The following is a 24,893-nucleotide window of genomic DNA, read 5'->3' on the forward strand; positions in this document are numbered from 1 at the left end:
GCCGGCTGGCGAACACACTGTTCAGCCGGCGCGGGACCGTTCGATTAAGCCACGCACCAGATCCAGATCCGCAGGCTTGTCGACATCCACCGCCGCCAGACCGAACGGGCTGGCGACCATCCGCGCATTGACGCTGGCGAGCGTGCCGATATGGGCGAGCCCCTCGGCCAGCGTCAGCCGCCCGGAGAGATAACGCCACAACAGCCGCGGCCCGAGCCGCCCGACGATGCGCCACGGCCGTTTGCGATCGGCCTCGACGCGCTGCCACAAGGCGATCGCCGCCGCCGCCTTGGGCGTGGCGAGATAGAACAGATTGCAGCCCGACCAGGCGCCATCGGCGAAGCGCAGATACGTGCGCTTGGGATCGGGCACCGCCTGCTCGATCACGTCGCGCCTTGCCAGCAACACCGCGACATCGGCATCACGCGGCACGTCGGCAAGGAAGCGCGTGACCCAGGCGGGATCGAGCAAGGCGTGATCGGCGGTCGTGACCAGCAAGGGCGCACCCAATTGCGCAAAGCCCAGTGCCGCACTGGCGCTCGGCCCCGCCGCTCCGGCGATGACGTCGACGCCGAGTTGCTCGGCATGGCGGCGCACCACATCGGATGAAACCACCACAGCGATGCGCGCGGCCCCCGCCTGCCGCAAGGCATCGACCACGCGCGCGAGCATCGTGCGCCCGCCAATCTCGATCATCGCCTTGTCAGTGACCCCGGCATAGTCGGCGAGCGGATCGACCCCGCCACGCGATCCCGCCAGGACCAGCGCGGTGAAGCTCACGATGCGCGCGCGCGCATCACGCGCCATAACACGGCCGGCGCGGCCAGCACCGGATGCGCCTCGCGCCACGGCGTCAATGCCACGCTGATCCCGGTGTGACGCTGCACTTTCCACAGGCCGTAGCGCGCGGCGCCGTCAAAGGTGAAGGTGGCCTTGATGAGCCGCGCGATGTTGAGCGCCTTGCCGGCCTGCACCCGCACCATCCAGGCCTGGGTCAGCGCGCGGATTGCCGCGAACGACAACATGGGCGCCAACAATGCGCCCTCCCGGCCGTGCGGCACGCCGCCCGCCTGCCACGCGATCGGCAGCAGCGCATCGTAACGGGCTGGATCATAGACCAGGATCTGCTGCTCGCGCCCCGGCGCCTCGACACGCATTTCGGCCCGGTACGTCTCGCGAAACAATGCCAGCCAATAGTCGCGCGCGCGCGCCTGGCGCGGGCCGAGCACGGCGGCGAAGCGCGCGGCGGTGATCGCCGCATCACCGATGGCCTGCGACACACGCTGCTGCGTCGCCGCATCGGCGCACCAGATGAGCGCGGCCGGCTGCACGAAGCGTGTCCAGATCGTGGTGTCGATAAACGATCCGCGCGTGGCCTGTTCGAATGTGGCGAGCGGCATCGTGGCGACTTTGGCGCGCACGATCATGCCATCGATGCCCATTTCGTGAAAGCTGACATCCGGCCACAACCAGCGCATCCCCAGCCGGCGCCACAGCGAGCCGCGGGCGCGATCGGTCAGCACATAGAAATCGAGCACACCATCCATATCCCCGGTGCGCAGCGCCGAGCCATAGAACAGCACCGCCCGCCCACCGAGTTCGGCGGCGAGCTGCTTGGCCATGGTCGCGATCGGCACGGACACTGGCGTGGCCAGTTCGTGCGCGACGAAATCCGCCAGCGCGGCGTTCACGGCACGACGAAACGCATCGGTTTGCCCTGGCAAAGCGTCAGCGGTCCGCCGGCAAAGGTTTCTCCATCGAGAATGAAATCGCCGGTCAGGGTCAGTTCAATGCGCTCGGCATCGAGACGATGATAGCCATTGCGGGGCAGTGATGCATCGTTCTTGCCGCCCAGCAATGCCGGAAGCATGGCGAGGATGTGGCGCGGCTGGGCATCGATCCGCAACAATTTCAAACCGCCGCGCGAGCGGCCGAATGGCTTGATGCCAAGCGGCATGCGCGTCAGCGTCGAGCCGAGCAGCATATATTGCGGCCCTTCGACCGCGACCGCCCCAACGGGCGCGACGCGCATGGCCTGCCCCCGGCGCCACGAATTGTTGCGCCCGCCAAACACGGTCTGTGCGACGGCACCGAAAATCGACAGCCCCACGGAAAGGCCGTTGAACGCGCCGAAGCGATGCGTGGTCTGCGCCAGCCCGGTCGCCCGGACGAAGGCACCGGCACCGAAGATGAAGCCGCGCAAGCTGGTTTCGCGATCGCCGGGGCGCCATACTTCGAGCGGCGCGCGTTCCTTGATACCGCCAAGACGGATCGCCTCGACTGCTTCCGCCACCGTCCAGTTAAGCGGCAGGCCGAGATCGACCGCCAGCGCGTTGGTCTTGCCCGAGGGAATGACCGCGACGCGCGGAAACACGCCGGTGAAGTGACGCAGTGCAGCCGACATCACATCGCGGATCGTGCCGTCACCGCCATCGATGACCAGGGCGTTGACGCCATTCGCGGCGAAGCCGGCCAGCGCACGATCGAGTTCGGCATGCGATCCCGGCATTGCATGCTCGCAGCCCTCAAGCGGCACAGGCCGATGGCGCGACACGTTGAGCCGCGCGCGCGCATTATGGATGATGCCGATGCGAGTCTCGGCATCGGCTGGCGTGGCGATTCGGAGCGGCAAAGGACGCGTAGGCGCTGGATGCGCACGTGGCGTCGCCGGTGCGTAGCCGTGGCGAACTACCGTGCCGATCAGGCTTTGCGCCTCGAGCGGCAAAATGGACTTCATCAATCTCGCCCTTCCGGCTGTAATAAATACGTAACGTGCAACAGGGACACAGGTTGCAACGTGAAACGCGTCGCATGCCGCCCGGATGACGGTTATGAGACACATTCGTGTCAGTATTTGGGCAGCCTACGAAACGTTCGCAAGTGCAGCAAATCCAGTTAAGGCGTGCCATGGCCCATCCACCCACAGAGTTGCTCCGCGTCGAGCGACGCGAACGCCTGGCGTGGCTGCTTGCCGGGCTAGTCATCGTGCTGTTGTGCGTCGGGCGATTATGGTGGCTGCCAGCGCCCGCGGCGCTGAGCGTAAACGAAGGCTGGAATGCCCAGCATGTCGTCCGCCTGTTTGGAGCGGCGGCGCTCTATCCCGATCCGGAAGCGCTGATCGCAAACAATTATCCGCCGCTGTCCTTTCTCGTCGTGGGTCTATTCGGCACGGTGACGGGTGACATCATCCTGGCCGGGCGGCTTCTGGCATTGTCGGCGCAACTGGCGTGCGCGCTGGCGGTGTGGGCGATCGTGGCGCGGCTGGCACCGGGACCGCGATGGAAATTGGCCGGCATCATGCTGTTCGGGGCCTATTCGGTGACGTTGCTGCGCACTTATGTCGCGATGAACGACCCGCAATGGCTGGGGGATGCGGCAATGGCGTGGGGCGTGTTTTTCATGGTGCCGCGCCGCGCCGGTGGCACGCCGAGCCTGCGCAGCATCGCGATCGCCGCCGTGCTGATGGTGGCGGGCGAGCTGATCAAACACAATCTGGTCGCCTTTCCCATTGCCGTGACCGTGTGGCTGATGCTGTTCGACCGCCGCGCGCTGATCGCGTGGATCGGCTTCGGCGCGCTGTTTACGGCGATCGCTTGCGCCGGGGTATATGCGCTCTGGGGCATGACGGCGTTCATCGACGTGCTGGCGCCCGCACGCAGCTATTCGGCCATGCGCATGCTGGCCAAGGGCGGGCCATTGTTGCTGGCGATGATCCCGGTGCTGATCGCCTGCCGCCCGTTGCTGAGGCAGTGGCGACAGGACCGGCGACTGGCGCTGCCGCTGTGTCTGTTCGCCGTGTCGATCCCGCTTGGCATCATTCAGCGCGCCGGCAGCGGCGTGGACGTCAACGCCTTTTTCGAGACCGTGATCGCCCTGGCCGTCGCCGTGCCGGTGGCGACGTCACTGAGGCCGCGGCCGTCCATTGCCTGGATCGGGATCAGCGTGTTGCCGGCGCTGTGCCTGGTGCCGATTGCCACCGCCGCCAACGTGCGTGAACTGCGCACGCGGGACGATGCGGTGCGCAATGCAGCACCGCTGATCGCGGCGCTGGCCACCGCCCGCGGACCCGTGGCGTGCGATGACCAGGCCTATTGCTATTGGGCCGGGCGCGAGAGCGGGATCGACTTTTTCTCGGTCAAGCAGCGACTGCTGCAGGACAAAGCCGCGGCACTGGCACCGGCGCTGGCGGAGGGCCGGTTCGCAATGATCCAGATGCGCGGGCATAATCCGGGCTGGCAGGAAAACCGGCTGATCCCGGCGATCCGGGCGCACTATCGGACGGTCTATGCCAAGGATGGTATTGAGCTGCTGGTGCCGAAACGGTGATGACGATTCAGGAGGGGTAGCCGCCCACTAACGCGAGCAAGCGGGCGCGGATGTCGGGCGGAAAGGCGAAGGTTTCGCGGGCATAATCGAGTTCGCCGCTGACTTTGCGCAGCACCAGACCGTCATGATATTGACCCATCAACCCGTTGATCGCGCTGAGATAGCGCGACAGCGCCAGATGCTCGGGCGACGGATGAATCGTGCGCATATCGTCATGGAACGAGACCTGGCGGCTGACGATCTTGCGCGCGACGTGGAATTGATGGCCGGTAACGCGATCCGCTGCCAGCATGGCGCGCAGTTCGCCGATCTGGCCCAGCGTGAAGCGGCGGAAATCGGCGCTGTCGCTGGGCTTCATGCGGATAATCTCGCGACCGAGCACGGCCAGCGGCATGCGGGCGAGCAGCAAGCGGAGCAAGACCGCCTGCCGTGTCACCGCGCCGGGCCGGCCATTCCGAAAGGCGTCCTGCAAATGCCCCATCGAGGTGGTGACGGCCTTGAACGTCGGCGGGCAGCGATGTTCCACGCCATACAGTACGAAAGCGAAGCGCAGATGCTTGAATTTGGCCCGGACGTGCTTGAACCACAGCTGTTCGGTGGCATCGATCGTGCCCTCGCGGCCAAGCTTCGTCGCCATGGCGATCAGCGCGCCGCGATCGAACCCCGTTTCCCATAATTGCCGCGACAGCGCGAAGCCGTCCGCCAGATGCCCGGTCGGATAATCGAGGCGAATCGCCGGCGGGAGCTGGACCGCGGCATCGACCACGTCGTTGACCAGGATCGCGGCGAACAGCGCATCGAGCTGCGCTTGCGAAAAGCCGCTCATGCCGGCTCGACCCTGATCGGCGGCCACGGCAGCGTGGCGCGGCGGCGATAGGCGATCAGCGTCGGCACCAGCATGCACGACGCCACCGCGACGCTGCCGAGCAAATACGCCACGCCTGCCCCGTTTAACCCGAAGCGGTGCGTGAGGATGGCGAGCAAGGTGAGATACGCGGCGACCGCGACGATCTGGGCGATCAGCGCCGCGCCCTGCCGCCCGGCCATGTAGAGCAGGGATTCGAGCGGGAAAGTAGCCATCTGGATCGCCAGCGAGAACACCATCAGCCGCAGCAGATCGAACGCCGGCAGATATTTCTGCCCGAAGACGAGCGCGATCAGTGGCTTGCCGCCGAGCAGTACGACAGCAACCACCAGCAGCCCCAGTCCGCCCGCGAGCAGCCCGGTGCGCACGCCCAGCAGCCACGGACGCGGATCGCGCGGATCGAGCCGCATGATCTCGGGATAATAGCCTTTGCGCAGCAGATCAGCGGGTTTGGTGGCGGAATCGAGCAAGGTGCTGGCGATCTTGTAGAGGCCGGCGGCGACCGGCCCCAGGATCGTCGCGACGACAAGATTGCTGAGCGGGCCCCAGGCGGCATAGACCGAGTGCGCGGCATTGGTGGTCCACACGAACTTCCACGCTTCGGGCAGCCGCCGCGCGACGCCGAACATGCCCGGCCGCAACGCATCCAGCATGCCGCGCCGCTTCAGTTCGCGTACGGCAAAACCCCACAGTGCCAGATCGCCAAGCAGATCGGCGACATACCAGGCGAGCACGAATCCCGGCAGGCCGAAACCGCCGGCATAGGCGATCGCCGCGCCGCTGCCGCGCAGGAACGGGGTGACCACCTGTTGCTGCGCGATGAGATCGAAGCGATCGAGCACGCGAAGCGACCCCGTGGCGGTCGCCTCGGTCATGGTCGGGATCAAAGTGCAATAGGCCATGGCGATCCACAGATAATCGCCGCCGATGCCGAAATAGCCGGCGAGGAACGGCAGGAGCGCCATCGCGCCGATCATGCCGACGAGGCCGCTGGCCAGATCGAGCCCGAAGGCGAAGCGGATCACGTCGCGCGCCTGTTTGCCATCGCCGTGGTGCAGCGCGGGCGTGGCGTAACGCACGATATATTGCCAGGTCTGGAACTTAACCAAGCCGCCCGCGCCGCTGGCATAGGTATGGATGATCATCAGCACGCCAAACTGCGTCAGCGACAGGCCGCGCCCGGCGCACGCCAGGGCGACCAGACCGAGCAAGGCGCCGACCAGTTTGCCCGAGGCGAGATAGCCGGCGTTGCGCAGCACCGTGCGGAACACGCCGTCAGCGAACCACTGCCTCACCAGCCGAGCGTTTCGCTGATCGCCGCCTTGGCCTGTTCGATCACCAGGTCCAGTGGTTGCGTCGAATCGAGATCGACGATCCTGGCGCCGTTGAAGGTCAGCCGCGGCACATCGGCGATCTTGGTGGCCAGCGATGACGGCCGGTGATCGGGCTTGCGGGCGAGCGCGGTCGGCAGATCGACATTCAGGCGGAGCACCAGATCAGGGCGGTACTGCTCCATCCATTCATACTGCGCGCGCTCGCGCCGGGCGAGGCGGCCAGGCAGGCCCGCGCCGGCCTTGGCCAGGCCGAGCCCGTCCATCGGGCCGGGCACCGCGGTCTGCGGGAAGCGATCGGCGAGGATCGCGATGCCGCGCTGGCGGGCGGCGAGCATCTTCCTGAACCGGCGCACGCGGCGCATCGAAAACGCATAGATGATTATGGCGGTAAACGCGGTCGGCCCGCCACCCTTTTTCGCCCCGCCGGACTTCTTGACGATCGCCTTGTCGAGCTTGCCGCCGATCAGCGGCCAACGGGCGATGGCGCGGCCGATATTGCCCGTTTGCTTGCCGAGATGGTGCAATTCGGTCGCCTGACGCTCGTTCATCCAGGCGAGCAATGCCGTGCCGACGGTCGATTTGCCCGATCCGTCCGAGCCCACGATCGCGATGAGCGGCGCCATGCTTGTTCTTCCGTATCGCGGGCGGTCCGCGGGTCAGCCGATGGCGGCGCGAATTGCATCCAGCGCGCGCTGCCGGACCTGCGCATAGGGCGCGCGTGAGTCGAGATCAACGATCGGCGCGCCATTGAAGCGCAGCAAGGGGGTGACGGCGACCTTCTGGCGGAGCAGCTCGATATCGTGTTCGGGTTTGCGGGCGTGCGCGGTTTCGGCATCGATGTTGAGACGGATGACGAGCGTGGGCTGATGGCTGGCCATCCACGCGTAGAGCCGGCGTTCGCGGGCGGCGAGCCAGGCGACGGGGGCGCTGCGGGCGGCAGCGGCGGATAGGCCGGGGCCGTCATAGAACCCGGGCATGTCGATCTGCGGATAGCGATCGGTGATCACCGTGACGCCCTGGCGGCGCAGCGCCAGGACTTGCAGGAAGCGGCGGCGGCGGAGCAGCGAGAAATTGTAGATCACCAGCGCCGTCGCCAGGCCGGGGATGCGCTCGCCCCTGGTGCGCGTCTGTTTGCCCTTGCGCGCCAGGCGGCGTTCGAGCGCAGCGCCGATCAGCGGCCAGCGCTTGATCCGCTCGCCGATCGCACCCGACCCCAGGCCGAGATAGCGCGTGGCGACGGGGCGTTCGGCCCCCAGCGTGGCCACCATATCGGCGGCCAGCGTGGATTTGCCTGAGCCGTCACAGCCGATGATCGCGATAAGCGGTGCCATGCCCCTGCCCTGACCATCGCCCGCGCGCGCGTCAATCGATCGTTCGCGCCGGCTTGAACGATCCGCCCTGCAGATATTTGACCTGGACCGGCACGGTCGTCGCCCCGCCGCCGACGCGGAACTGCGTGATGGCGGGATCGGGCTTGCGTTTGAAGATCACGTCCATCAGCCCGACATTGGGATTGCCCGAAATGCCGCCGCCATCGGCACGATCGGTATCGCCATTGCCATTGGTATCGTGGCGGACATCGACGGCATAGACGCCGGGACGCGGCGCGGCGACGCAGATCATCACCGGCCCGGTACGCGGGGTGGGGATTTCGAGCCGGACGACGGTGCGCTTCTTGTCGAAATAGGTCGCGGTGGAGCCGCCGAACAGCCGCACGCGCAGCTGGCCCTGGCGGTTCTTGAGGCCGGTGACCTTGACCAGCACGGGATGCTGCGTGCCGGGCGCGCATTGCACGGTTTGGGGCGCCGCTGGTGCGGCGAGCAAGGCTATCAGAGAATAAATCATGCGGCTCCTTGCCTGATCGCAGGTTGCGCCAGCCTTAACCGACGGGCGTGCGCAGCAACAGCGCAGTGCGCAGGCACTGGCAGACGAGCTGATCGCGCTGGTTGATCAGCCGATGCGTGAAGGTGACGATGCCGGCATTGGGGCGCGATTTGCTGTCTTTCAGATCCGTCACTTCGGTTTCGGCGCGCATCGTATCGCCGATGAACACCGGGCTCGGGTGGACCAGCTTGTCGTAGCCGAGATTGGCGACGAGCGTGCCGAGCGTGGTGTCGCCGACCGACAGGCCGACCATCAGCGCGAAGGTGAAAGTACCATTGACGAGGATCTGGCCGAACTCGCTGGCCTTTGCCGCCTCGGCGTCGAGATGCAGCGGCTGCGGGTTATGCGTCATGGTCGAGAAGAGGAGATTGTCGGTCTCGGTGACGGTGCGGCGGATTTCGTGCGTGATTTGGTCGCCGATTTGCCATTCGTCGTAATAGCGGCCGGCCATGTTCTTCTCCTCATTGCCGGCGGAGGCCGGATTTTGCGGGGGTACGCCCCTCCCCCGTTTGTCACCCCGGACTTGTTCCGGGGTGGCGGAGTGGATGTGGGGCGCGCCGCCCACAAAGCTAGGTAATGGCGGTGATCTTCACCAGCACCGCGCCTTCGGACACCTGCCCGCCGATCACCGCCGCCAGCGTCTCCACCGTGCCGTCGAACGGGGCGACGAGGCTATGCTCCATCTTCATCGCCTCGAGCGTGACGAGCTTCTGGCCCTTGATCACGGCATCGCCCGCCGCGACATCCACCGCAATGATGCGGCCGGGCATAGGCGAGAGGATCGCGCCATCGGCGGCGGCGCCGCTGGCCGTGCCGCGGGGCTGCGCGAGGCGATAGCCGCGGCCCTCGCCGAGATAGAAGCTGATCACCTCATCCTGCGGCGGGCCATCGTCGATCATCAGATCGCTGACGACATGCACCTGCCCGGCGTCGTCGACGATGCGCGCCTCGGCGCGGGGCGCGGCGTTGAGCCGCAAGCCGATGGCGCCTTCCCACACGCCGCGCACGGGGCGCGCGGCAAGCGCCGCCGCCGCCTCGCGCAGATGCGTCTCCTGCGGCGCGGGCGGGATGGTCAGCGCCTCGCCGCGGCGCTCGATCAATCCGGTATCGATCGTACCGCTGCGGAAATCCGCGTCGAGGCAGAGCCGCGCGAGGAAACCGGCATTGGTGCGCACCGGCCAGACCTCGACATCGCTGGTCGCCTCCCACAACTCCTCGATCGCGGCGGACCGGCTGGGCTCGTGAACGATGATCTTGGCGATCATCGGATCGTAGAAGGGGGAGACCTCGCCGCCCTCCTCCACCCCGGTTTCGAGCCGCGCGAAACTCGGCAGCTGAAGATGCTCGATCAGGCCGGTCGAGGGCAGGAAGCCGGTGGCGGGGTTTTCGGCATAGAGCCGCGCTTCCATCGCCCAGCCGTGGATTTCGAGCTGATCCTGCCGCTTGGGCAACGGCTCGCCGCTGGCCACGCGCAGCTGCCATTCGACCAGATCCTGCCCGGTAATCTCCTCGGTCACCGGATGCTCGACCTGCAGCCGCGTGTTCATTTCCATGAACCAGATGCGATCGGCGCGCAGGCCCTCGCTGGCATCGGCGATGAATTCGATCGTGCCAGCGCCGACATAATCGACCGCCTGGGCCGCACGCACTGCGGCGTCGCAGACCGCGGCGCGCGTTTCCTCGTCCATCCCCGGTGCGGGGGCTTCCTCGATGACCTTCTGGTGGCGGCGCTGCAGGCTGCAATCGCGCTCGAACAGGTGGACGACGTTGCCGTGGCTGTCGCCGAACACCTGCACCTCGATATGGCGCGGCGAGAGGATGTATTTCTCGATCAGCACATCCGTATTGCCGAAGCTGGATGCGGCCTCGCGCTGGCACGAGACGAGCGAGTCGGCAAAATCGGCGGCGTCATCGACGCGGCGCATGCCCTTGCCGCCGCCGCCGGCGACCGCCTTGATCAGCACCGGGTAGCCGATCTTGTCGGCCTCCGCCGCCAGCCGCTCGGGCGACTGATCGGCGCCGAGATAGCCCGGGGTGACGGGCACGCCAGCGGCGATCATCCGCTCCTTCGCCGCATCCTTCAGGCCCATGGCGCGGATACTGTCCGGCTTGGGGCCGACCCAGATCAGCCCGGCGTCGATCACGGCCTGCGCGAAATCGGCGTTTTCGCTGAGGAAGCCGTAACCGGGGTGGATCGCCTCCGCGCCGGTCTGCAGCGCGGCGGCGATGATCTTGTCGCCGACGAGGTAACTTTCGCGCGCCGGGCTCGGGCCGATATGCACCGCCTCATCCGCCTGGCGGACGTGCAGCGCCTTGGCATCGGCGTCGGAATAGACCGCGATCGTGCGGACGCCCATCGCCCGCGCGGTGCGGATGATGCGGCAGGCGATCTCGCCACGATTGGCGATGAGCAGGGATTTCAGCATCTTGCGCCGCCCAATGTTGTCAATGTTGAGACGCTGGCGCGGTTTTGGCGGGGCGTCTCAACAGTCGTGCGCGGCGTTGGCAGGGGAGCGAGGCGGGGCGCGCGCGTCATCATGGCGAGGATAGGCCGAATCGCCCCTTGTAGGACAGCGCCAATATTCATGACGCGTCGCATCCGCTGGTGCGCGCGGAATAGCTGATGTTGGCGATCTTCCAGCGCCCGGCATCGCGCACCAGATCGATATGATCATAGCCGCAATGCACGATCTTGCCATCGATGCGGAAATCGTAGCGGCCCCAGACCATGGCGATATCGCCGTCAACCTCGATCGCGGGATCGTACAGCCGTTCCTGATAGCGTTGCGGGCCGGGCGTGATCGATGCGGCCCAGGCGGGCCAGCTGCGGCGGCTGATCTTGCTGCCGTCGGCGGCGATGACGCCGCCATCGGGCAGGACATGCGGCAGCACCGCCGCGCCATCGCGCGCGGCGATCGCTGCGAACAGCGCGTTGATGGGGGCCATGACGGTGGCTTCCGCGGTGCCCGGGGGCGGCAGACCGGTGCCCTTGGGGATCGGCGGAATGGGGGTGGTTTGCGCGAGGAGGAGGGCGAGGATCAGGGGCATGAGATTCCTTCTGATTCGTCCCCGGCACGGGACGGGGGACCATTTGCCTCTTGCGGCGAATGGTGGAGGGACGGCGATCGGATCATGCTATCTTTCCGTCATGCTGAACTTGTTTCAGCATCCACCGCGCGGCAAGCTCCCGCGGGGGAGAGCGCGCGATGCCCAAGCAGCCCTGTGTGTACATGCTCGCCAACGGCCGGATCGGTGCGATCTATATCGGCGTGACGTCGAACCTGCTCGCGCGACTGTATCAGCATCGCGCGGGTCAGATCCCCGGCTTTACCGCGCGCTACGGCATATGCCGGCTGGTCCGGTTCGAAATGTTTGCCGACATGCCGACCGCGATTGCACGCGAAAAGCAGTTGAAGCGGTGGCATCGAGAGTGGAAAATGAACCTTATCGAGCGCGACAATCCCGATTGGGACGATCTCGCGGTGACTCTGGGACTGGAACCGATCGGGTCGCCGGTGCCGCGCGGTGGATCCTGAAACGAGTTCAGGATGACGAGCATGATGGGGCATCGTCATCGCCTCACATGCGGAACACGCCGAACGCGGGGCGCGTCGGGATGGGGGCGTTTAGCGTGGCGGCGAAGGCTAATCCCAAGACGTCGCGGGTTTGCGCGGGATCGATGATGCCGTCGTCCCACAGGCGCGCGGTGGCGTACCAGGGATTGCCTTCGTCTTCATATTTCTGGCGGACGGGCGCCTTGAACGCTTCGGCTTCCTGGTCCGACCAAGTCTCCGCATCGCGGTGGACCGTGGCCAGCACGGACGCGGCCTGTTCGCCGCCCATCACGCTGATGCGGCTGTTCGGCCAGCTGAACAGGAAGCGTGGGGAATAAGCCCGGCCGCACATGCCGTAATTGCCCGCGCCGAAGCTGCCGCCGATCAGCACGGTGATCTTGGGCACGGTGGCGGTGGCCACCGCAGTGACGAGCTTGGCGCCGTGCTTGGCGATGCCCTCCGCCTCGTATCTGCCGCCGACCATGAAGCCCGAGATGTTCTGCAGGAACAGCAAGGGGATGCGGCGCTGGCAGGCAAGCTCGATGAAATGCGCGCCTTTCTGCGCGCTTTCGCTGAACAACACGCCGTTATTGGCAAGGATCGCGACGGGGATGCCCCAGATGTGCGCGAAACCGCACACCAGGCTGGTGCCATAGAGCGCTTTGAATTCGTGGAATTCGCTGCCGTCCACGAGCCGCGCGATGATCTCGTGCACGTCGTAGGGCGCGCGGACGTCCTGCGGCACGATGCCGTACAATTCCTCGGCGTCGAACTTCGGCGGGCGCGGATCCTGCAGGTTGACGGTGCCGCCGGCTTGCGGCTGCAGCGTCGAGACGATGTCGCGGACGATGGTCAGCGCGTGCTCGTCATTCTCGGCGACGTGATCGACCACACCCGATCGGCGGCCGTGCGTGTCGGCACCGCCCAGTTCCTCGGCCGAGATCACCTCGCCGGTCGCGGCCTTCACCAAGGGCGGGCCGGCGAGGAAGATCGTGCCCTGACCGCGCACGATGATCGTCTCGTCGGACATGGCGGGAACGTAGGCACCGCCGGCGGTGCAGCTGCCCATCACGCAGGCGATCTGCGGGATGCCTTTCGCGCTCATATTGGCCTGGTTGAAGAAGATGCGGCCGAAATGATCGCGATCGGGGAAGACCTCGGCCTGGTGCGGCAGGTTGGCGCCGCCCGAATCGACCAGGTAGATGCACGGCAGCATGTTCTGCTCGGCGATTTCCTGCGCGCGGAGATGCTTCTTGACGGTCAGCGGATAATAGGTGCCGCCCTTCACCGTCGCGTCGTTGCACAGGATCATGACCTGGCGGCCGGAGACGCGGCCGATCCCGGCGATCAGGCCGGCGCCGGGGACGTCATTGTCGTACAGGCCATTGGCGGCGAGCTGGCCGATCTCGAGAAAGGGGCTGCCGGGATCGAGCAGACGCTCGACACGATCGCGAGGGAGCAGCTTGCCGCGCGCGGTGTGGCGCTCGCGGGATTTTTCGGTGCCGCCGAGGGAGGCGCGGGCGACGTCGGCGCGGAGGCGCTCGGCCAGCGCGCGGTTATGCTGCGCGTTGGCGTGGAAGGTTTCGCTGTCGGGGGAAAGCGCGGTGGCGAGGGTTGGCGCGGTCACCCCATAGCTCCGTCATGCTGAACTTGTTTCAGCATCCACCGCTCCACAAGGAAGGGCGGCGCTTGTGGCACGGTGGATCCTGAAACGAGTTCAGGATGACGGTGGTGACAGGGAATCACTGCGCCACCTTCTCGCTCGCGCCGATCAGCTCGCGCCCGATCAGCATGCGGCGGATCTCGTTCGTCCCTGCGCCGATATCGAGCAATTTGGCATCGCGGAAGAAGCGCTCGACCGGCCAGTCCTTGGTGTAGCCCGCGCCGCCCAGCGCCTGGATCGCCTCGCCCGCGACCTTTACCGCATTCTCGCTCGCCAGCAGGATCGCGCCGGCCGCATCGAACCGCGTGGTCTTGCCCGCGTCGCAGCTCTTGGCCACGGCATAGACATAGGCGCGGGCGGAATTGAGCGCGACATACATGTCGGCGATCTTGCCCTGCATCAGCTGGAAGCTGCCGATCGGCTGGCCGAACTGACGGCGCTCGCGCACATAGGGCACGACCACGTCGAGGCAGGCCTGCATGATGCCGAGCTGGATGCCCGCCAGCACGGTACGTTCGTAATCGAGGCCGGACATCAGCACGCCGACGCCGCCATTGGTGGGGCCCATGACGTTCGCGTCGGGCACCGCGCAATCGTTGAACACCAGCTCGGCCGTGGGCGAGCCGCGCATGCCCATCTTGTCGATCTTCTGGCCGATCGAGAAGCCGGGCATGCCCTTTTCGATCAGGAAAGTGGTGATGCCGCGGCTGCCCTCCCCGGTCTTGGCATAGACGACGAGCGTATCGGCATAGGCGGCGTTGGTGATCCAGAATTTGGTGCCGTTGAGCACATAGCCCGTATCGGTCTTCTCGGCGCGGAGCTTCATCGAGACGACGTCCGACCCCGCGCCCGCTTCGGACATGGCGAGGCTGCCGACATGCTCGCCCGAAATCAGTTTGGGCAGATATTTGGCCTTCTGCTCCGGGCTGCCCCAACGCGCGATCTGGTTGACGCACAGATTGCTGTGCGCGCCATAGCTGAGGCCCACCGAGGCCGAGGCGCGGGACACTTCCTCGCAGGCGATGACATGTTCGAGATAGCCCAGGCCCAGGCCGCCATCCTCCTCCGCCACGGTGATGCCGTGCAGACCGAGCGCGCCCATCGCCGGCCACAATTGCTGCGGGAACCAGTCCTCGGCATCGATACGGGCGGCGAGCGGCAGGATCTGCTCGGCGGCGAAGCGCTGCGTGGTCTCGCGGATCATGTCCGCGGTCTCGCCGAGCGCGAAATCGAAATCGGGCGTCATTACCTCTCCAGCCGCATCGTGAATCGTGCGCAAGGCTCCCTAGCCTAACGGGGGCGCGGTGGGAACCGAAGCGGTAACCGCTGATACTAGTGCCGGCGGCGGAACCTATGCGGCCTGTGTCCAGTTATGTCTGGTATATTACAGAATGGACAAAGCCATGGCCGGCGGTTGGGCCCCGGACGGGACAGTGCAGGATCAGATCGACGATACGATCGCCGACGCGGTGCTGCGCGCGCGGACGTTGCTGCCGAGCGGCGATAGCGAGACGCATTGCGAGGATTGCGGCGAGCCGATCCCCGAACGCCGCCGCGTGGCCGTGCCGGGCGTGAGAACATGTGTCGCGTGCCAATCGGGCCGCGACACCAGGACGGTGATGAGCGGGATCAACCGCCGCGGCAGCAAGGACAGCCAGTTGCGCTGACCGCGCGGCACGGCCTGTATTGAAGCGAAACGCGTCCGAACAGAGTTTCGGGCAAAAGTTTCGGATGGTGATCCAGATTAATGGAAGTTGTTGATCGGCCCGCTACCGCGCTGTGCGGGGTGGGTGACTTATGCGGGAGTATCGCGTGCATCCTATCGCCCTATCCAAGTCTTCGGCCGATGCCGCACCATTGATCTGCTTTTCGCATTTGCGTTGGGATTTCGTGCTGCAGCGCCCGCAGCATCTGATGCGCCGCTTTGCCGAGCAACGCCGCGTCTATTTCTGGGAAGAGCCGATCGCGTGCGATCATCATCTGCCCTTTCTCGAATATCATCCTTTCCCGGCGGACAATGTGATCGCGCTGCGCCCGCGCGTGCCGCACGGCTGGAGCGCCGCCGAGCGTGAGGCCGGGCTGGCGGCATTGCTCGACATGTTTCTGGCGACCAGCGTCTCCGCAACGCCGATCCTGTGGTTCTATACGCCGATGATGTACGGCTTTGCCGAGCATGTGGCCGCCGCGGCGGTGGTGTATGACTGCATGGACGAGCTCTCCGCGTTCAACTTCGCCGATCCCGCGCTGATCACGCGCGAAGCGGCGCTGATCGCGCGCGCCGACGTGATGTTCACCGGCGGACAGAGCCTGTACGAAGCGAAGAAGGCCCGCCACGGCAATATCCGCGCCTTCCCCTCCTCGGTCGACGTGGCGCATTTCGCGGCAGCGCGTGGTGCGATCACGACCCTGGCGGATCAGGCGACGATCGCCGGGCCGATCCTGGGCTTTTACGGCGTGATCGACGAACGCATCGATCTTGCCCTGATCGAGGCGGTGGCGGTGGCGCGGCCTGACTGGTCGCTGGTGATGATCGGCCCGGTGGCCAAGATCGCGCCTGAAGATCTGCCCCAGCGCGCCAACATCCATTGGCTCGGCGCGCGCGATTATGCCGAGCTGCCGGCCTATCTGGCGGGCTGGGACGCGGCGCTGATGCCCTTTGCCATCAATGCCGCGACGCGCTTTATCAGCCCGACCAAGACGCCGGAATATCTGGTCGCCGGCAAGCCCGTCGTGTCGACGCCGATCGTCGATGTCGTGTCGCAATATGGCGACATGGAGGGCGTGGGCATCGCCGCGACGCCGGAGGCGTTCATCGCCGAATGCGCACGCGTACTGGCGTTGCCGGCAACCGGCGCATGGCTGAACGAAGCGGATACGGTGCTGGCGGACATGTCGTGGGACCGGACGTTCGCGGGCATGAACGCGATGGTGCTGGCCGCCGCCGAGGTGCGCCGCCAGCCAGCGCTGCCGGCCAACGACGTCGTCACCGCCCCCGCCATCCGCAGCGCCAACGCGCGGCCGGATTACGACGTGCTGGTGGTGGGCGCTGGTTTTGCCGGGGCGACCCTGGCCGAGCGGCTGGCGTCGCAAGCGGGCAAGCGCGTGTTGCTGATCGACCGGCGCGAGCATGTCGGCGGCAACGCCTATGACGAGCATGATGCCGCCGGCATCCTGATCCACCGTTACGGCCCGCACATCTTCCACACCAACAGCGACGAGATCGTCCAGTATCTCTCGAAATTCACCAAATGGCGGCCCTATGAGCATCGCGTGCTGGCGGCGGTGCGGGACAAATTGCTGCCCATCCCGATCAACCGCACGACGATCAACGGCCTGTACGGCCTCGATCTGCAGGACGATGACCAGGCCGCCGCGTTCCTGGCGGCGCGCGCCGAGCGACGCGAGATCCGCACCTCGGAAGACGTGGTGATCGCCGCCGTCGGCCAGGAACTCTACGAAACGTTTTTCCGCGGCTATACGCGCAAGCAATGGGGCCTGGACCCAAGCGAGCTCGACAAATCGGTCACCGCACGCGTGCCGACGCGGACCTCGATCGACGATCGCTATTTCCTCGACAGTTTCCAGGCGATGCCGCTCGATGGCTATACGCGGATGTTCGAGAATATGGTCGATCACGATCTGATCGATGTCGAACTGGGCGTGGATTTCCGCGACGTGGCCAACCGCGTGACCGTGGGGCACACGATCTTTACCGGCCCGGTCGACGAATATTTCGATCACCGCTTCGGTGCGCTGCCTTATCGCTGCCTCGATTTCCAGCACGAGACGCACGACATGGAACGCTTCCAGCCGGTCGCGGTGGTCAATTATCCATCGGAGGATACGCCCTTCACGCGCATTACCGAATACAAGCAGCTGACGGGCCAAGTGCATCGCCAGACCAGCATCAGCTACGAATATTCGAGCGCCACCGGCAATCCCTATTACCCGATCCCGCGCGCCGACAATCAGGCGGTGTACAAGCAATACGAGGCGCTGGCCGATGCGCTGCCCGACGTGAGCTTTGTCGGGCGTCTGGCCACGTACAAATATTACAACATGGACCAGGTGGTGGGCCAGGCGTTGGCGACCTATCGCCGGCTCGCCCCGCGGATCGGCGTCAAGGCGATCGCCGCCGTCTCGGTGTGATCCTACGGGGCCGGACACGCGTCCGGCCCCGCTGCCTCAGGCCGCGCGACCGGCCTTGCCGACCAGGCTGCGACTGCGACTGTAGGCGAAATAGAAAGCCAGCCCGATCGCGTTCCAGATCACGAAGCGCACCAGCGTCGACGAGGGCAGGCTGACCAGCAGATACAGACAGCCGACGATCGCCAGCGTGCCGACAATATACGGCTGCGGGCAGCGGAACAGTCGCTTCATGTCGGGCGCGGCGCGGCGCAGCACCATCAGACACGCGCCGACCGCGATGAACGCCACCAACGTGCCGGCATTGGCCAGTTCGGCAATCTCGTCGAGCCGGAAGATCCCCGCCACCACCGCGATCGAGATCCCGGTCAGCAACGTGATCAGGGTCGGCGCGCCGGTGCGCGGGGAAACCTTGGCCAGGCCGCGCGGCAGCAGGCCGTCGCGCGCCATGACGAAAAAGATGCGGCTCTGGCCATACATCATCACCAGGATCACCGAGGGCAAGGCGATCACGGCGGCCAGCGCGATGAGATAGGCCGCGGCGGGCTGGCCCAGGCTGCGCAGCACCAGCGCCAGCGGCTCGGGCGAATTGGCGAGCTGCTGGAACGGCAAGGCGCCGATCGCGGCGATTGCCACCGCCATGTAGATCACGGTGCACACCGCCATCGATCCGATGATGCCGATGGTCAGATCCCGGCCCGGATTCTTGGCCTCCTCAGCCGAAGTTGCCACCGCATCAAAGCCGTAAAAGGCGAAGAACACGATCGCCGCCGCCGCCATCACCCCGCGCTTGTGCCCGCCGATTTCGGTGCTGGCGAAGCCATAGGGCATGAACGGTTCGAGATTGCTCGATTGGAACGCCGGCAGCGCGAAGGCGATGAACACGCCCAACGCGACAAGCTTGATGATCACCAGCACGATATTGAGCGTGGCGCTTTCGCGCGTGCCGGCGATCAGCATGCCCATCACCGCCAACGCCACAAAGACGGCGGGCAGATTGACGATCCCGCCGCCATGCGGGCCGACCAGGATTTCGGGCGGGAGGTGGACTCCCGCCGCCTCGATCCAGCCGACCAGATAGCCCGACCAGCCGACCGCGACGGTGGCGCAGGCCAGCGAATATTCGAGAATCAGGCTCCAGCCGACCACCCAGGCGATCTTTTCGCCCAGCGCGGCATAGCTGAACGTATAGGCGCTGCCCGCCGCCGGAATCATCGTGGCCAACTCGGCATAGCAGAGCGCCGCACAGGCGCAGACCGCGCCGGCGATGGCAAAGGCGAGGATCACGGCCGGGCCGGCGCGCTCGGCGCCAACCCCGGTGAGCGTATAGATGCCCGTGCCCACGATCGCGCCAACGCCCAAAGCGATCAGATGCGGCCAGCTCAGCGTCTTGGCCAGGCGGTGCCCCGATTCATGCTGCGTTACGTGGCTGAGCGACTTGCGTGGTCCGAACATTCCATTCCCCTGTTGGGCGCCTGTATCAGGTCACCATCGTTCTGCATTGCGCGTGCGGATCGCCCAGCCTGCCCCTGATATGTCCGGCCCGCTCGCGAACGATCTCGCACACGCGCTCCGAAAGGCTGCGGACGACGATGTTCTGCGCTTGGTCACTCCGGCCGACGGTGCTCCGCAACCGGGACAGGCGGCCGGTTGATCAGATAATGTGAAAACCATCCCAGAAGCAGTCGGCGCGATCAATCCAGATCGTGTTGAGCCGACGCAACCTTCGCGCGCATTATCGCCGCCTGATCTGCACCTCATTGCCGAGCGGCGCCATGCGCTCGAGGCGACCGATCAACCGGCTTCCGAACAGGCATACGGACAACGACGTCAGCGCGGCATCAATCGATGAACGGCTCGGTCGCGACATGCCGGCTACGCAGAAATGCGTCGGCCACGAGCCGCAACGGGCTGCGATCCGTATCGCTTTTGCCGGCGCGAATCAGCCGCGCGAAATCGGCATACAGCGCGGGATATTCGCCATGCGCCGCAACCGGCTGCGACACGCCGTTGATGACCAGCTCGCTGCCGCCCTTGCTCAGCGCCAACGTACCCGTCGTGGTGGTCACATTTATGTCCCAGCTTTGCGGGCCGGTCTGCCGCCAATCGAATTCGGCGTTGATTTTGGCGCCCTGCGTGTCGGCGAGCGACATGCGCGCGGCGATCGGCGCGGCACGATTGCTGGGAATTTCCATTTCGCCATCCGCCAGATGGATGAAATCGGGCATGATGCGCGTCAGGATCGACAGGCCGTTAATGCCCGGATCGAACACGCCGAGCCCGCCCGGCTGCCAGATCCATTGCTGGCCGGGATGCCAGCGGCGGACATCCTCTTTCCAGATGACGTCGGCGGAGACGACCTGCTGCCCGGCAAGCCAGGCGCGCGCCTGTTCGACCGCGGGGGCATAACGCGAATGCCAGGCGGCGAACAACGTCGTGCCGCCTTCTTCGGCGAAGCGCACCAGCCCCTCGACTTCCGCCAGCGTGGCGCCGGGCGGCTTTTCAAGCAGCACATGCTTGCCCGCACGGATCGCCTTGGCGGCGGTGACATAGCGCACCTGCGGCGGCTGACACATGGCGATGGCATCCACCGCAATGCCCGAGGCAAGCAGTGCATCGATATCCTTAAATACCGGCACGCCCTCGGCCGTGCCCTCGGGGCTCGCACCGGCGACCAGCGTGAATTCATCCGAGGCGGCGATGGCGGGCAGATGCTGATCGTGCGCGATCTTGCCGAGCCCGACGACGGCGATGGCAATCGTCATGCTCAGAGCGCCCGCACGGCGACGGGCGCCGGGGCGGCGACGGCGATCGGGTTGCTCACCGGCAGGCGGAACGGCGCGGCGGCGATTTCGAACACGTCGCCCGGCTGCGTGCGGACGTCATCGCTGAACGATAAGGTCGCGGTGCCGAAGAAGTGCACGTGGACATCGCCGGGGCGGCGGAACAACGCATATTTGAAATGGTGATGCTCGAGATTGGCGATGCTGTGCGACATGTTCGCCTCGCCCGAGACGAACGGCTTCTGCCAGATCGTCTCGCCGCCTCGCACGATGCGGCTCGTGCCCTCGACGCTGGCGGGCAGATCACCGATCAGCAATTCGGGGCCGAGCGCCGCCGGGCGCAGCTTGGAATGCGCCAGCCACAGATAATTGCCGCGTTCCGTGACGTGATCGCTGAATTCATTGGCCAGCGCAAAGCCGATGCGCACCGGCGCGCCCGCCGCGTCGATCAGGTAGATGCCGGCAATCTCCGGCTCCTCGCCCGCATCGAGCGCGAAATCGGGCGAGGGCAGCGCCTCCCCCGGCGCGATGAGCGCAGTGCCATCGCCCTTGTAGAACCACTCGGGCTGCGCGCCGACCGCGCCGTCGGCAGGCTTGCCGCCCTCGACGCCCATCAGGAACATCTTCATCGAATCGGTCTGCGTGGCGGCGGCATCGATGGCGCGGTGCATCTTGTCCCGCCCTTCGGCCGAGCCGAGATGCGTAAGCCCGGTGCCGGTCATCAACAGATGCGCGCTATCCGGGTGGTCGATCGGCGCAAGCAGCGTGACGGTGGCGAGATCGATCGGCGCGCCCTCGCCCGCCGCGGCAACGATATCCCCGAGCGAGCGGCCCGCGACGATCGCGGCCTGCGCCAGGGCCAAGGTCGTCGTCGCCCCCGGCACGATGCGCGGCTGATCGTCAGCGCCAATGACCGCTACCCCGCGCGCGCCATCGCCGCCGCGGAACTGAACCAGGGATATCGTCACGTCATTCCTCTCAAGGCATGGCGCCGCCCGCCGGGCGACGCCGATACGGCTCAGCCGCGCTCGATCGTGCCATCCATGCGGCGCGCCAGCTTCCAGGGGTTGGCCGACTGGATTGCCGCGGGGAGCAGCGAATCGGGCAGACCCTGATAGCAGACCGGGCGCAGGAAGCGGTCGATCGCCAGCGTGCCGACCGAGGTGGTGCGACCGTCGCTGGTTGCCGGGAACGGCCCGCCATGGACCATGGCATGGGCAACTTCGACGCCGGTCGGCCAGCCATTGGCGAGGATGCGACCGGCCTTGCGCGCGAGGATCGGGATGATCGGCGCGACCAGCGCTTCATCGGCTTCGTCGAACAGGATCGTCGCGGTCAGCTGGCCCTCGAGACCCTCGAGCAAGGTGGTGACTTCGGCCATGTCGCGCGCGCGCACCAGGATCGAGGACGAGCCGAACACTTCATGCCCGAGTGCCGCATCGGCGAGGAACTTCTCCACCGTGGTGGCGAACAGCGCGCCCTGCGCCTGGCCCTGGCCTTCACCGACCAGCCCACGCGCCAGCACGTCGACCGCGGGATGCGCGGCGAGCGCATCGACGCCGTGGCAATAGCTGCCATGGATGCCGGGGGTCAGCATCTGCTGCGCCGGGCTGACCGCGAGCGCGGCCTTGGCGGCCTCGATAAAGGCATCGAGCTCGGGGCCTTCGACCGCGACGACCAGGCCGGGATTGGTGCAGAACTGGCCCGCGCCCATCGTCAGCGACTGGATGAACGCCGTGCCCAGCGCCGCGCCGCGCGATGCCGCCGCGCCGGGGAACAGGACGACCGGGTTGATGCTGCTCATCTCGGCATAGACCGGGATCGGCTCGGCGCGCGCTGCGGCGATCCGCACCAGCGCCAGGCCACCGCCACGCGACCCGGTGAACCCCACCGCCTTGATGCGCGGATCGGCGACGAGCGCGCCGCCCAGATCGTTGGTGGTGCCGGGCAGATATGAGAACACGCCTTCGGGCAGACCCTGTGCCGCAACTGCGGCGCGGACCGCGCGCGCGACCAGCTCACCAGTGCCGGGATGCGCCGGATGGCCCTTGACCACCACCGGGCAACCGGCGGCGAAGGCGGCGGCGGTGTCACCACCGGCGACCGAGAAAGCGAGCGGGAAGTTGGACGCGCCGAACACCGCGACCGGGCCGACGGCAATATTGCGACGGCGCAGATCGGGGCGCGGCAGCGGCGCGCGATCAGGCAGTGCCGGATCGATCGTCGCATCGACCCAGTCGCCCTGGCGGACGACCGAGGCGAACAGCTTGAGCTGGCCGATGGTACGGCCCCGCTCGCCTTCCAGGCGGGCGCGCGGCAGGCCGCTTTCGGCCATCGCGCGCTCGATCAGCACGTCGCCGATCGCGGCGATCTGCTCGGCCACGGCTTCCAGGAACTGCGCGCGCTGCTCGGGCGCGAGATCGCTGAACACGGTGAAGGCGTCTGCGGCGAGCGCGCAGGCATCCGCCACATCGGCGGGGCCAGCCTCGGCAAAGGAGGGGGTCAGCGCCGCGCCGGTGGCGGGATTGACCGCGTCGAACGTGGTTCCCGCCGTGCGGTCGGTTGAACCGATCAGAATTGCTCCGGTGATGTCCATCGTCGATCCTTTAGTCTGACATTATCTCTTGGCCGCGGTCGCTCGCAAATCTGCTGCGCAAAAGCAAGGCATAGCCGCCCGCCGTCCATATAGCGCGTCCCGCGACCGCCGCCATGCGCGATCGGCTGAACCGACCGTGCGATGCGATCAGCGTTAGCGCTACCGAGCGGCCCCGCGTACCACCGGCTTGGAGCCCCACAAGGCGTAGAACAACACGTAGAGTTCGCACAATGCGGTAAGCAGGAACGATGCCTGCAACCCATATTGATCGGCCAGCCAGCCCTGCACGATGACCAATGCGCCGCCGGCAATGGCCATGATCAGCAGCCCCGATCCCTCTTCGGTGAGCGGGCCGAGCCCCTTGATGCCGAGCGTGAAGATCGTGGGGAACATGATCGAGTGAAACAGGCCGACCGAGATCAGCGCCCACATCGCGACGTGCCCGGTGGTGAAGGCGGCGATGACCATGACGATCGTGGCGCCGATGCTGGCGATGGCGAGTACCTTCGCGGCATCCACCTTCTGCATCACGAAAGCGCCGACCAGACGGCCGATCATCATCCCGCCCCACAGCAGGAACAGATAATCCGAGGCCTGCTGATGCGTGAGATTGCCGATATCGGGCTGCGACACGAAATTGATGAACAGATTGCCGACGCCGATCTCGGCGATGAGGTAGATGAAGATGGCGGGGATGCCGAACACCAGGTTGCGGTGGTTCCACAGCGAATGCCCCCTGCGCTCCTCCTTGGCATGGCGCTGCGTCGCCGCGCCCATGGCGGGAAGCGGGAAGCGCGCGATGATGATGGCGAGCACCGCCAGCACGACCGCGACGATCACATAGGGCAATACGACCGACTGCGCATCGGCCAGCCGCTCGGCCGGGGTCAGCGCGGCGGCGCCGGCGACGGCGGTGCCCGATGTGGTGCGCCCGAGGATCAGATAGCCGCCAAACAACGGCGCCAGCGTGGCGCCGGCGGAGTTGAACGCCTGCACCAGATTGAGCCGCGACGAGGCGGTTTCAGGCTTGCCGACCACCGCGACATACGGATTGGCGGCGACCTGCAGCAGCGTGATGCCGCTGGCGATGACGAACAACGCGAACAACGTGACGCCATAGGATGGCAGCCGCGCCGCCGGCACCATGATCAGCGCGCCCGCCGCCATCATCGCCAGCCCGATGACCATCGAGCGCTGATAGCCGACGCGTTCGATCAGCTTGGCCGAGGGGATCGAGGCGAAGAAATAGGCGATGAACCACACCGATTCGATCAGCGTGGTCTGCGTGTAGGATAGATCGAACACGCTGCGCAGATGCGGCAGCAACGTGCCGTTGATGACGGTGATGAAGCCCCACATGAAGAACAGGCTGGCGAGCAACGTCAGCGCGGCGCGATAACTGGTCGCCGGCGCGCCGCCCGTGGCGGCGTGAGGCGTGGCGCTAACGCCGGGGGGCAATGCCATGATCAAACTCTCCCTATCGCCGGCAGGCCGGCAATCATTGTTATTGTCCGACTATATATGGAGACACGTCGGGTCAACGCGGTTAGGAATGGCGGAGGGATAGCGCGCGGCCCCTGGGTGATGCAATCGCGATCGGCCGTTCCGCCATTGCCATGATCGTGGCAATACGGGACGCGCCCACGGCGAAACGCCGGCATGTGCCCGTGCGCGCGTTGATCCCGGCCCGCTTTGCCACCCGATGGTCGATCGCCTGACCGTCGCCCGTTACGTTTCGGAGT

23 protein-coding genes are annotated in these 24,893 nt (G+C 66.3%); 5 read left to right on the forward strand and 18 right to left on the reverse strand.

Going from position 1 to position 24,893, the window contains the following annotated elements; genetic code table 11:
- Positions 1-21: 21 nt before the first annotated feature.
- From ABC969_RS12395 to ABC969_RS12405, 3 genes are read right to left on the reverse strand one after another with little or no spacing between them, the layout of a single operon-like run.
- A complete protein-coding gene (locus tag ABC969_RS12395) occupies positions 22-807 on the reverse strand; it encodes an NTP transferase domain-containing protein (RefSeq protein ID WP_345865324.1) in 786 nt (261 codons plus the stop codon).
- A complete protein-coding gene (locus ABC969_RS12400) occupies positions 777-1,691 on the reverse strand; it encodes a hypothetical protein (RefSeq protein ID WP_345865325.1) in 915 nt (304 codons plus the stop codon). The genes ABC969_RS12395 and ABC969_RS12400 overlap by 31 nt, the downstream gene beginning before the upstream one ends.
- Positions 1,688-2,737, reverse strand: a complete 1,050-nt coding sequence (locus ABC969_RS12405) for a diacylglycerol/lipid kinase family protein (RefSeq protein WP_345865326.1) — start codon at positions 2,735-2,737, stop codon at positions 1,688-1,690. The genes ABC969_RS12400 and ABC969_RS12405 overlap by 4 nt, the downstream gene beginning before the upstream one ends.
- Positions 2,738-2,907: 170 nt before the next feature.
- Between ABC969_RS12405 and ABC969_RS12410 the strand changes: the two genes are divergently transcribed.
- Positions 2,908-4,326 carry a hypothetical protein gene (locus tag ABC969_RS12410; RefSeq protein ID WP_345865327.1) on the forward strand — a complete coding sequence of 473 codons (1,419 nt, stop codon included), beginning with the start codon at positions 2,908-2,910 and terminating at the stop codon, positions 4,324-4,326.
- A gap of 7 nt (positions 4,327-4,333) precedes the next feature.
- On the opposite strand, the gene ABC969_RS12415 is transcribed toward ABC969_RS12410, so the two are convergent.
- The 8 genes from ABC969_RS12415 to ABC969_RS12450 all read right to left on the reverse strand — a co-directional run bounded on the left by ABC969_RS12415 (position 4,334) and on the right by ABC969_RS12450 (position 11,457).
- Entirely contained in the window at positions 4,334-5,152 is an 819-nt protein-coding gene (locus ABC969_RS12415; protein WP_345865329.1) for a hypothetical protein, read from the reverse strand.
- Positions 5,149-6,486, reverse strand: coding sequence for a lipopolysaccharide biosynthesis protein (locus tag ABC969_RS12420; RefSeq protein WP_345865330.1), 1,338 nt, complete (start codon positions 6,484-6,486; stop codon positions 5,149-5,151). The genes ABC969_RS12415 and ABC969_RS12420 overlap by 4 nt, the downstream gene beginning before the upstream one ends.
- Positions 6,483-7,148, reverse strand: coding sequence for a nucleoside/nucleotide kinase family protein (locus tag ABC969_RS12425; protein WP_345865331.1), 666 nt, complete (start codon positions 7,146-7,148; stop codon positions 6,483-6,485). Before ABC969_RS12425 ends, ABC969_RS12420 begins: the two co-directional genes overlap by 4 nt.
- A 33-nt stretch (positions 7,149-7,181) precedes the next feature.
- The gene (locus tag ABC969_RS12430; protein ID WP_345865332.1) at positions 7,182-7,856 is read right to left on the reverse strand and encodes a nucleoside/nucleotide kinase family protein; all 675 of its coding nucleotides are present in this window, start codon (positions 7,854-7,856) and stop codon (positions 7,182-7,184) included.
- Between the two features lie 31 nt (positions 7,857-7,887).
- On the reverse strand, positions 7,888-8,370 hold the full coding sequence (locus tag ABC969_RS12435) for a DUF2141 domain-containing protein (protein WP_345865333.1): 483 nt from the start codon (positions 8,368-8,370) through the stop codon (positions 7,888-7,890).
- Between the two features lie 34 nt (positions 8,371-8,404).
- Complete coding sequence (locus tag ABC969_RS12440) at positions 8,405-8,860, reverse strand: MaoC family dehydratase (RefSeq protein WP_345865334.1); 456 nt, start codon at positions 8,858-8,860, stop codon at positions 8,405-8,407.
- Between the two features lie 118 nt (positions 8,861-8,978).
- Positions 8,979-10,835 (reverse strand): acetyl/propionyl/methylcrotonyl-CoA carboxylase subunit alpha, encoded by a 1,857-nt coding sequence (locus ABC969_RS12445; protein ID WP_345865335.1) that lies wholly within the window; start codon positions 10,833-10,835, stop codon positions 8,979-8,981.
- Between the two features lie 157 nt (positions 10,836-10,992).
- Positions 10,993-11,457, reverse strand: coding sequence for a nuclear transport factor 2 family protein (locus ABC969_RS12450; RefSeq protein WP_345865336.1), 465 nt, complete (start codon positions 11,455-11,457; stop codon positions 10,993-10,995).
- 158 nt (positions 11,458-11,615) lie between these two features.
- On the opposite strand from ABC969_RS12450, the gene ABC969_RS12455 reads away from it, so the two are divergent.
- Complete coding sequence (locus ABC969_RS12455; RefSeq protein WP_345865337.1) at positions 11,616-11,945, forward strand: GIY-YIG nuclease family protein; 330 nt, start codon at positions 11,616-11,618, stop codon at positions 11,943-11,945.
- A 43-nt stretch (positions 11,946-11,988) separates the two neighbouring features.
- Here ABC969_RS12455 and ABC969_RS12460 read toward each other — a convergent pair whose 3' ends face one another.
- Complete coding sequence (locus tag ABC969_RS12460) at positions 11,989-13,590, reverse strand: carboxyl transferase domain-containing protein (protein WP_345865338.1); 1,602 nt, start codon at positions 13,588-13,590, stop codon at positions 11,989-11,991.
- A 115-nt stretch (positions 13,591-13,705) separates the two neighbouring features.
- Positions 13,706-14,872, reverse strand: coding sequence for an isovaleryl-CoA dehydrogenase (locus ABC969_RS12465; protein ID WP_345865339.1), 1,167 nt, complete (start codon positions 14,870-14,872; stop codon positions 13,706-13,708).
- A 157-nt stretch (positions 14,873-15,029) separates the two neighbouring features.
- Between ABC969_RS12465 and ABC969_RS12470 the strand changes: the two genes are divergently transcribed.
- On the forward strand, positions 15,030-15,293 hold the full coding sequence (locus tag ABC969_RS12470) for a DksA/TraR family C4-type zinc finger protein (RefSeq protein ID WP_345865340.1): 264 nt from the start codon (positions 15,030-15,032) through the stop codon (positions 15,291-15,293).
- Between the two features lie 145 nt (positions 15,294-15,438).
- On the forward strand, positions 15,439-17,775 hold the full coding sequence (glf, locus tag ABC969_RS12475; RefSeq protein ID WP_345865341.1) for a UDP-galactopyranose mutase: 2,337 nt from the start codon (positions 15,439-15,441) through the stop codon (positions 17,773-17,775).
- Positions 17,776-17,811: 36 nt separating this feature from the next.
- Here the strand turns inward: glf and ABC969_RS12480 are convergent, their stop codons facing one another.
- Positions 17,812-19,227, reverse strand: a complete 1,416-nt coding sequence (locus tag ABC969_RS12480; protein WP_345865342.1) for an amino acid permease — start codon at positions 19,225-19,227, stop codon at positions 17,812-17,814.
- 208 nt (positions 19,228-19,435) lie between these two features.
- Between ABC969_RS12480 and ABC969_RS12485 the strand changes: the two genes are divergently transcribed.
- Positions 19,436-19,624 carry a hypothetical protein gene (locus ABC969_RS12485; RefSeq protein ID WP_345865343.1) on the forward strand — a complete coding sequence of 63 codons (189 nt, stop codon included), beginning with the start codon at positions 19,436-19,438 and terminating at the stop codon, positions 19,622-19,624.
- On the opposite strand, the gene ABC969_RS12490 is transcribed toward ABC969_RS12485, so the two are convergent.
- The 4 genes from ABC969_RS12490 to ABC969_RS12505 all read right to left on the reverse strand — a co-directional run bounded on the left by ABC969_RS12490 (position 19,614) and on the right by ABC969_RS12505 (position 24,615).
- A complete protein-coding gene (locus ABC969_RS12490; protein ID WP_345865344.1) occupies positions 19,614-20,537 on the reverse strand; it encodes a Gfo/Idh/MocA family protein in 924 nt (307 codons plus the stop codon). The two genes, ABC969_RS12485 and ABC969_RS12490, sit on opposite strands and share 11 nt — an antisense overlap.
- Before the next feature lie 2 nt (positions 20,538-20,539).
- On the reverse strand, positions 20,540-21,523 hold the full coding sequence (araD1, locus tag ABC969_RS12495; protein ID WP_345865345.1) for an AraD1 family protein: 984 nt from the start codon (positions 21,521-21,523) through the stop codon (positions 20,540-20,542).
- A gap of 50 nt (positions 21,524-21,573) precedes the next feature.
- Positions 21,574-23,151, reverse strand: a complete 1,578-nt coding sequence (locus ABC969_RS12500) for an aldehyde dehydrogenase (NADP(+)) (protein ID WP_345865346.1) — start codon at positions 23,149-23,151, stop codon at positions 21,574-21,576.
- A 159-nt stretch (positions 23,152-23,310) separates the two neighbouring features.
- Complete coding sequence (locus ABC969_RS12505) at positions 23,311-24,615, reverse strand: sugar MFS transporter (RefSeq protein ID WP_345865347.1); 1,305 nt, start codon at positions 24,613-24,615, stop codon at positions 23,311-23,313.
- Between the last annotated feature and the right edge of the window lie 278 nt (positions 24,616-24,893).

The sequence above is a fragment of the Sphingomonas qilianensis genome (assembly GCF_039614825.1).
GTDB lineage: Bacteria > Pseudomonadota > Alphaproteobacteria > Sphingomonadales > Sphingomonadaceae > Sphingomonas > Sphingomonas qilianensis.

Excerpts from the sequence above, each read along its gene's own strand:
- ABC969_RS12505 (WP_345865347.1), bottom strand. The coding sequence starts at position 24,615 with ATGGCATTGCCCCCCGGCGTTAGCGCCACGCCTCACGCCGCCACGGGC.
- ABC969_RS12455 (WP_345865337.1), top strand. The coding sequence starts at position 11,616 with ATGCCCAAGCAGCCCTGTGTGTACATGCTCGCCAACGGCCGGATCGGT.
- ABC969_RS12450 (WP_345865336.1), bottom strand. The coding sequence starts at position 11,457 with ATGCCCCTGATCCTCGCCCTCCTCCTCGCGCAAACCACCCCCATTCCG.
- ABC969_RS12410 (WP_345865327.1), top strand. The coding sequence starts at position 2,908 with ATGGCCCATCCACCCACAGAGTTGCTCCGCGTCGAGCGACGCGAACGC.
- ABC969_RS12465 (WP_345865339.1), bottom strand. The coding sequence starts at position 14,872 with ATGACGCCCGATTTCGATTTCGCGCTCGGCGAGACCGCGGACATGATC.
- ABC969_RS12440 (WP_345865334.1), bottom strand. The coding sequence starts at position 8,860 with ATGGCCGGCCGCTATTACGACGAATGGCAAATCGGCGACCAAATCACG.
- ABC969_RS12470 (WP_345865340.1), top strand. The coding sequence starts at position 15,030 with ATGGCCGGCGGTTGGGCCCCGGACGGGACAGTGCAGGATCAGATCGAC.
- ABC969_RS12445 (WP_345865335.1), bottom strand. The coding sequence starts at position 10,835 with ATGCTGAAATCCCTGCTCATCGCCAATCGTGGCGAGATCGCCTGCCGC.
- ABC969_RS12395 (WP_345865324.1), bottom strand. The coding sequence starts at position 807 with ATGGCGCGTGATGCGCGCGCGCGCATCGTGAGCTTCACCGCGCTGGTC.
- ABC969_RS12405 (WP_345865326.1), bottom strand. The coding sequence starts at position 2,737 with ATGAAGTCCATTTTGCCGCTCGAGGCGCAAAGCCTGATCGGCACGGTA.
- ABC969_RS12435 (WP_345865333.1), bottom strand. The coding sequence starts at position 8,370 with ATGATTTATTCTCTGATAGCCTTGCTCGCCGCACCAGCGGCGCCCCAA.
- ABC969_RS12430 (WP_345865332.1), bottom strand. The coding sequence starts at position 7,856 with ATGGCACCGCTTATCGCGATCATCGGCTGTGACGGCTCAGGCAAATCC.
- ABC969_RS12480 (WP_345865342.1), bottom strand. The coding sequence starts at position 19,227 with ATGTTCGGACCACGCAAGTCGCTCAGCCACGTAACGCAGCATGAATCG.
- ABC969_RS12415 (WP_345865329.1), bottom strand. The coding sequence starts at position 5,152 with ATGAGCGGCTTTTCGCAAGCGCAGCTCGATGCGCTGTTCGCCGCGATC.
- ABC969_RS12500 (WP_345865346.1), bottom strand. The coding sequence starts at position 23,151 with ATGGACATCACCGGAGCAATTCTGATCGGTTCAACCGACCGCACGGCG.
- ABC969_RS12425 (WP_345865331.1), bottom strand. The coding sequence starts at position 7,148 with ATGGCGCCGCTCATCGCGATCGTGGGCTCGGACGGATCGGGCAAATCG.
- ABC969_RS12490 (WP_345865344.1), bottom strand. The coding sequence starts at position 20,537 with ATGACGATTGCCATCGCCGTCGTCGGGCTCGGCAAGATCGCGCACGAT.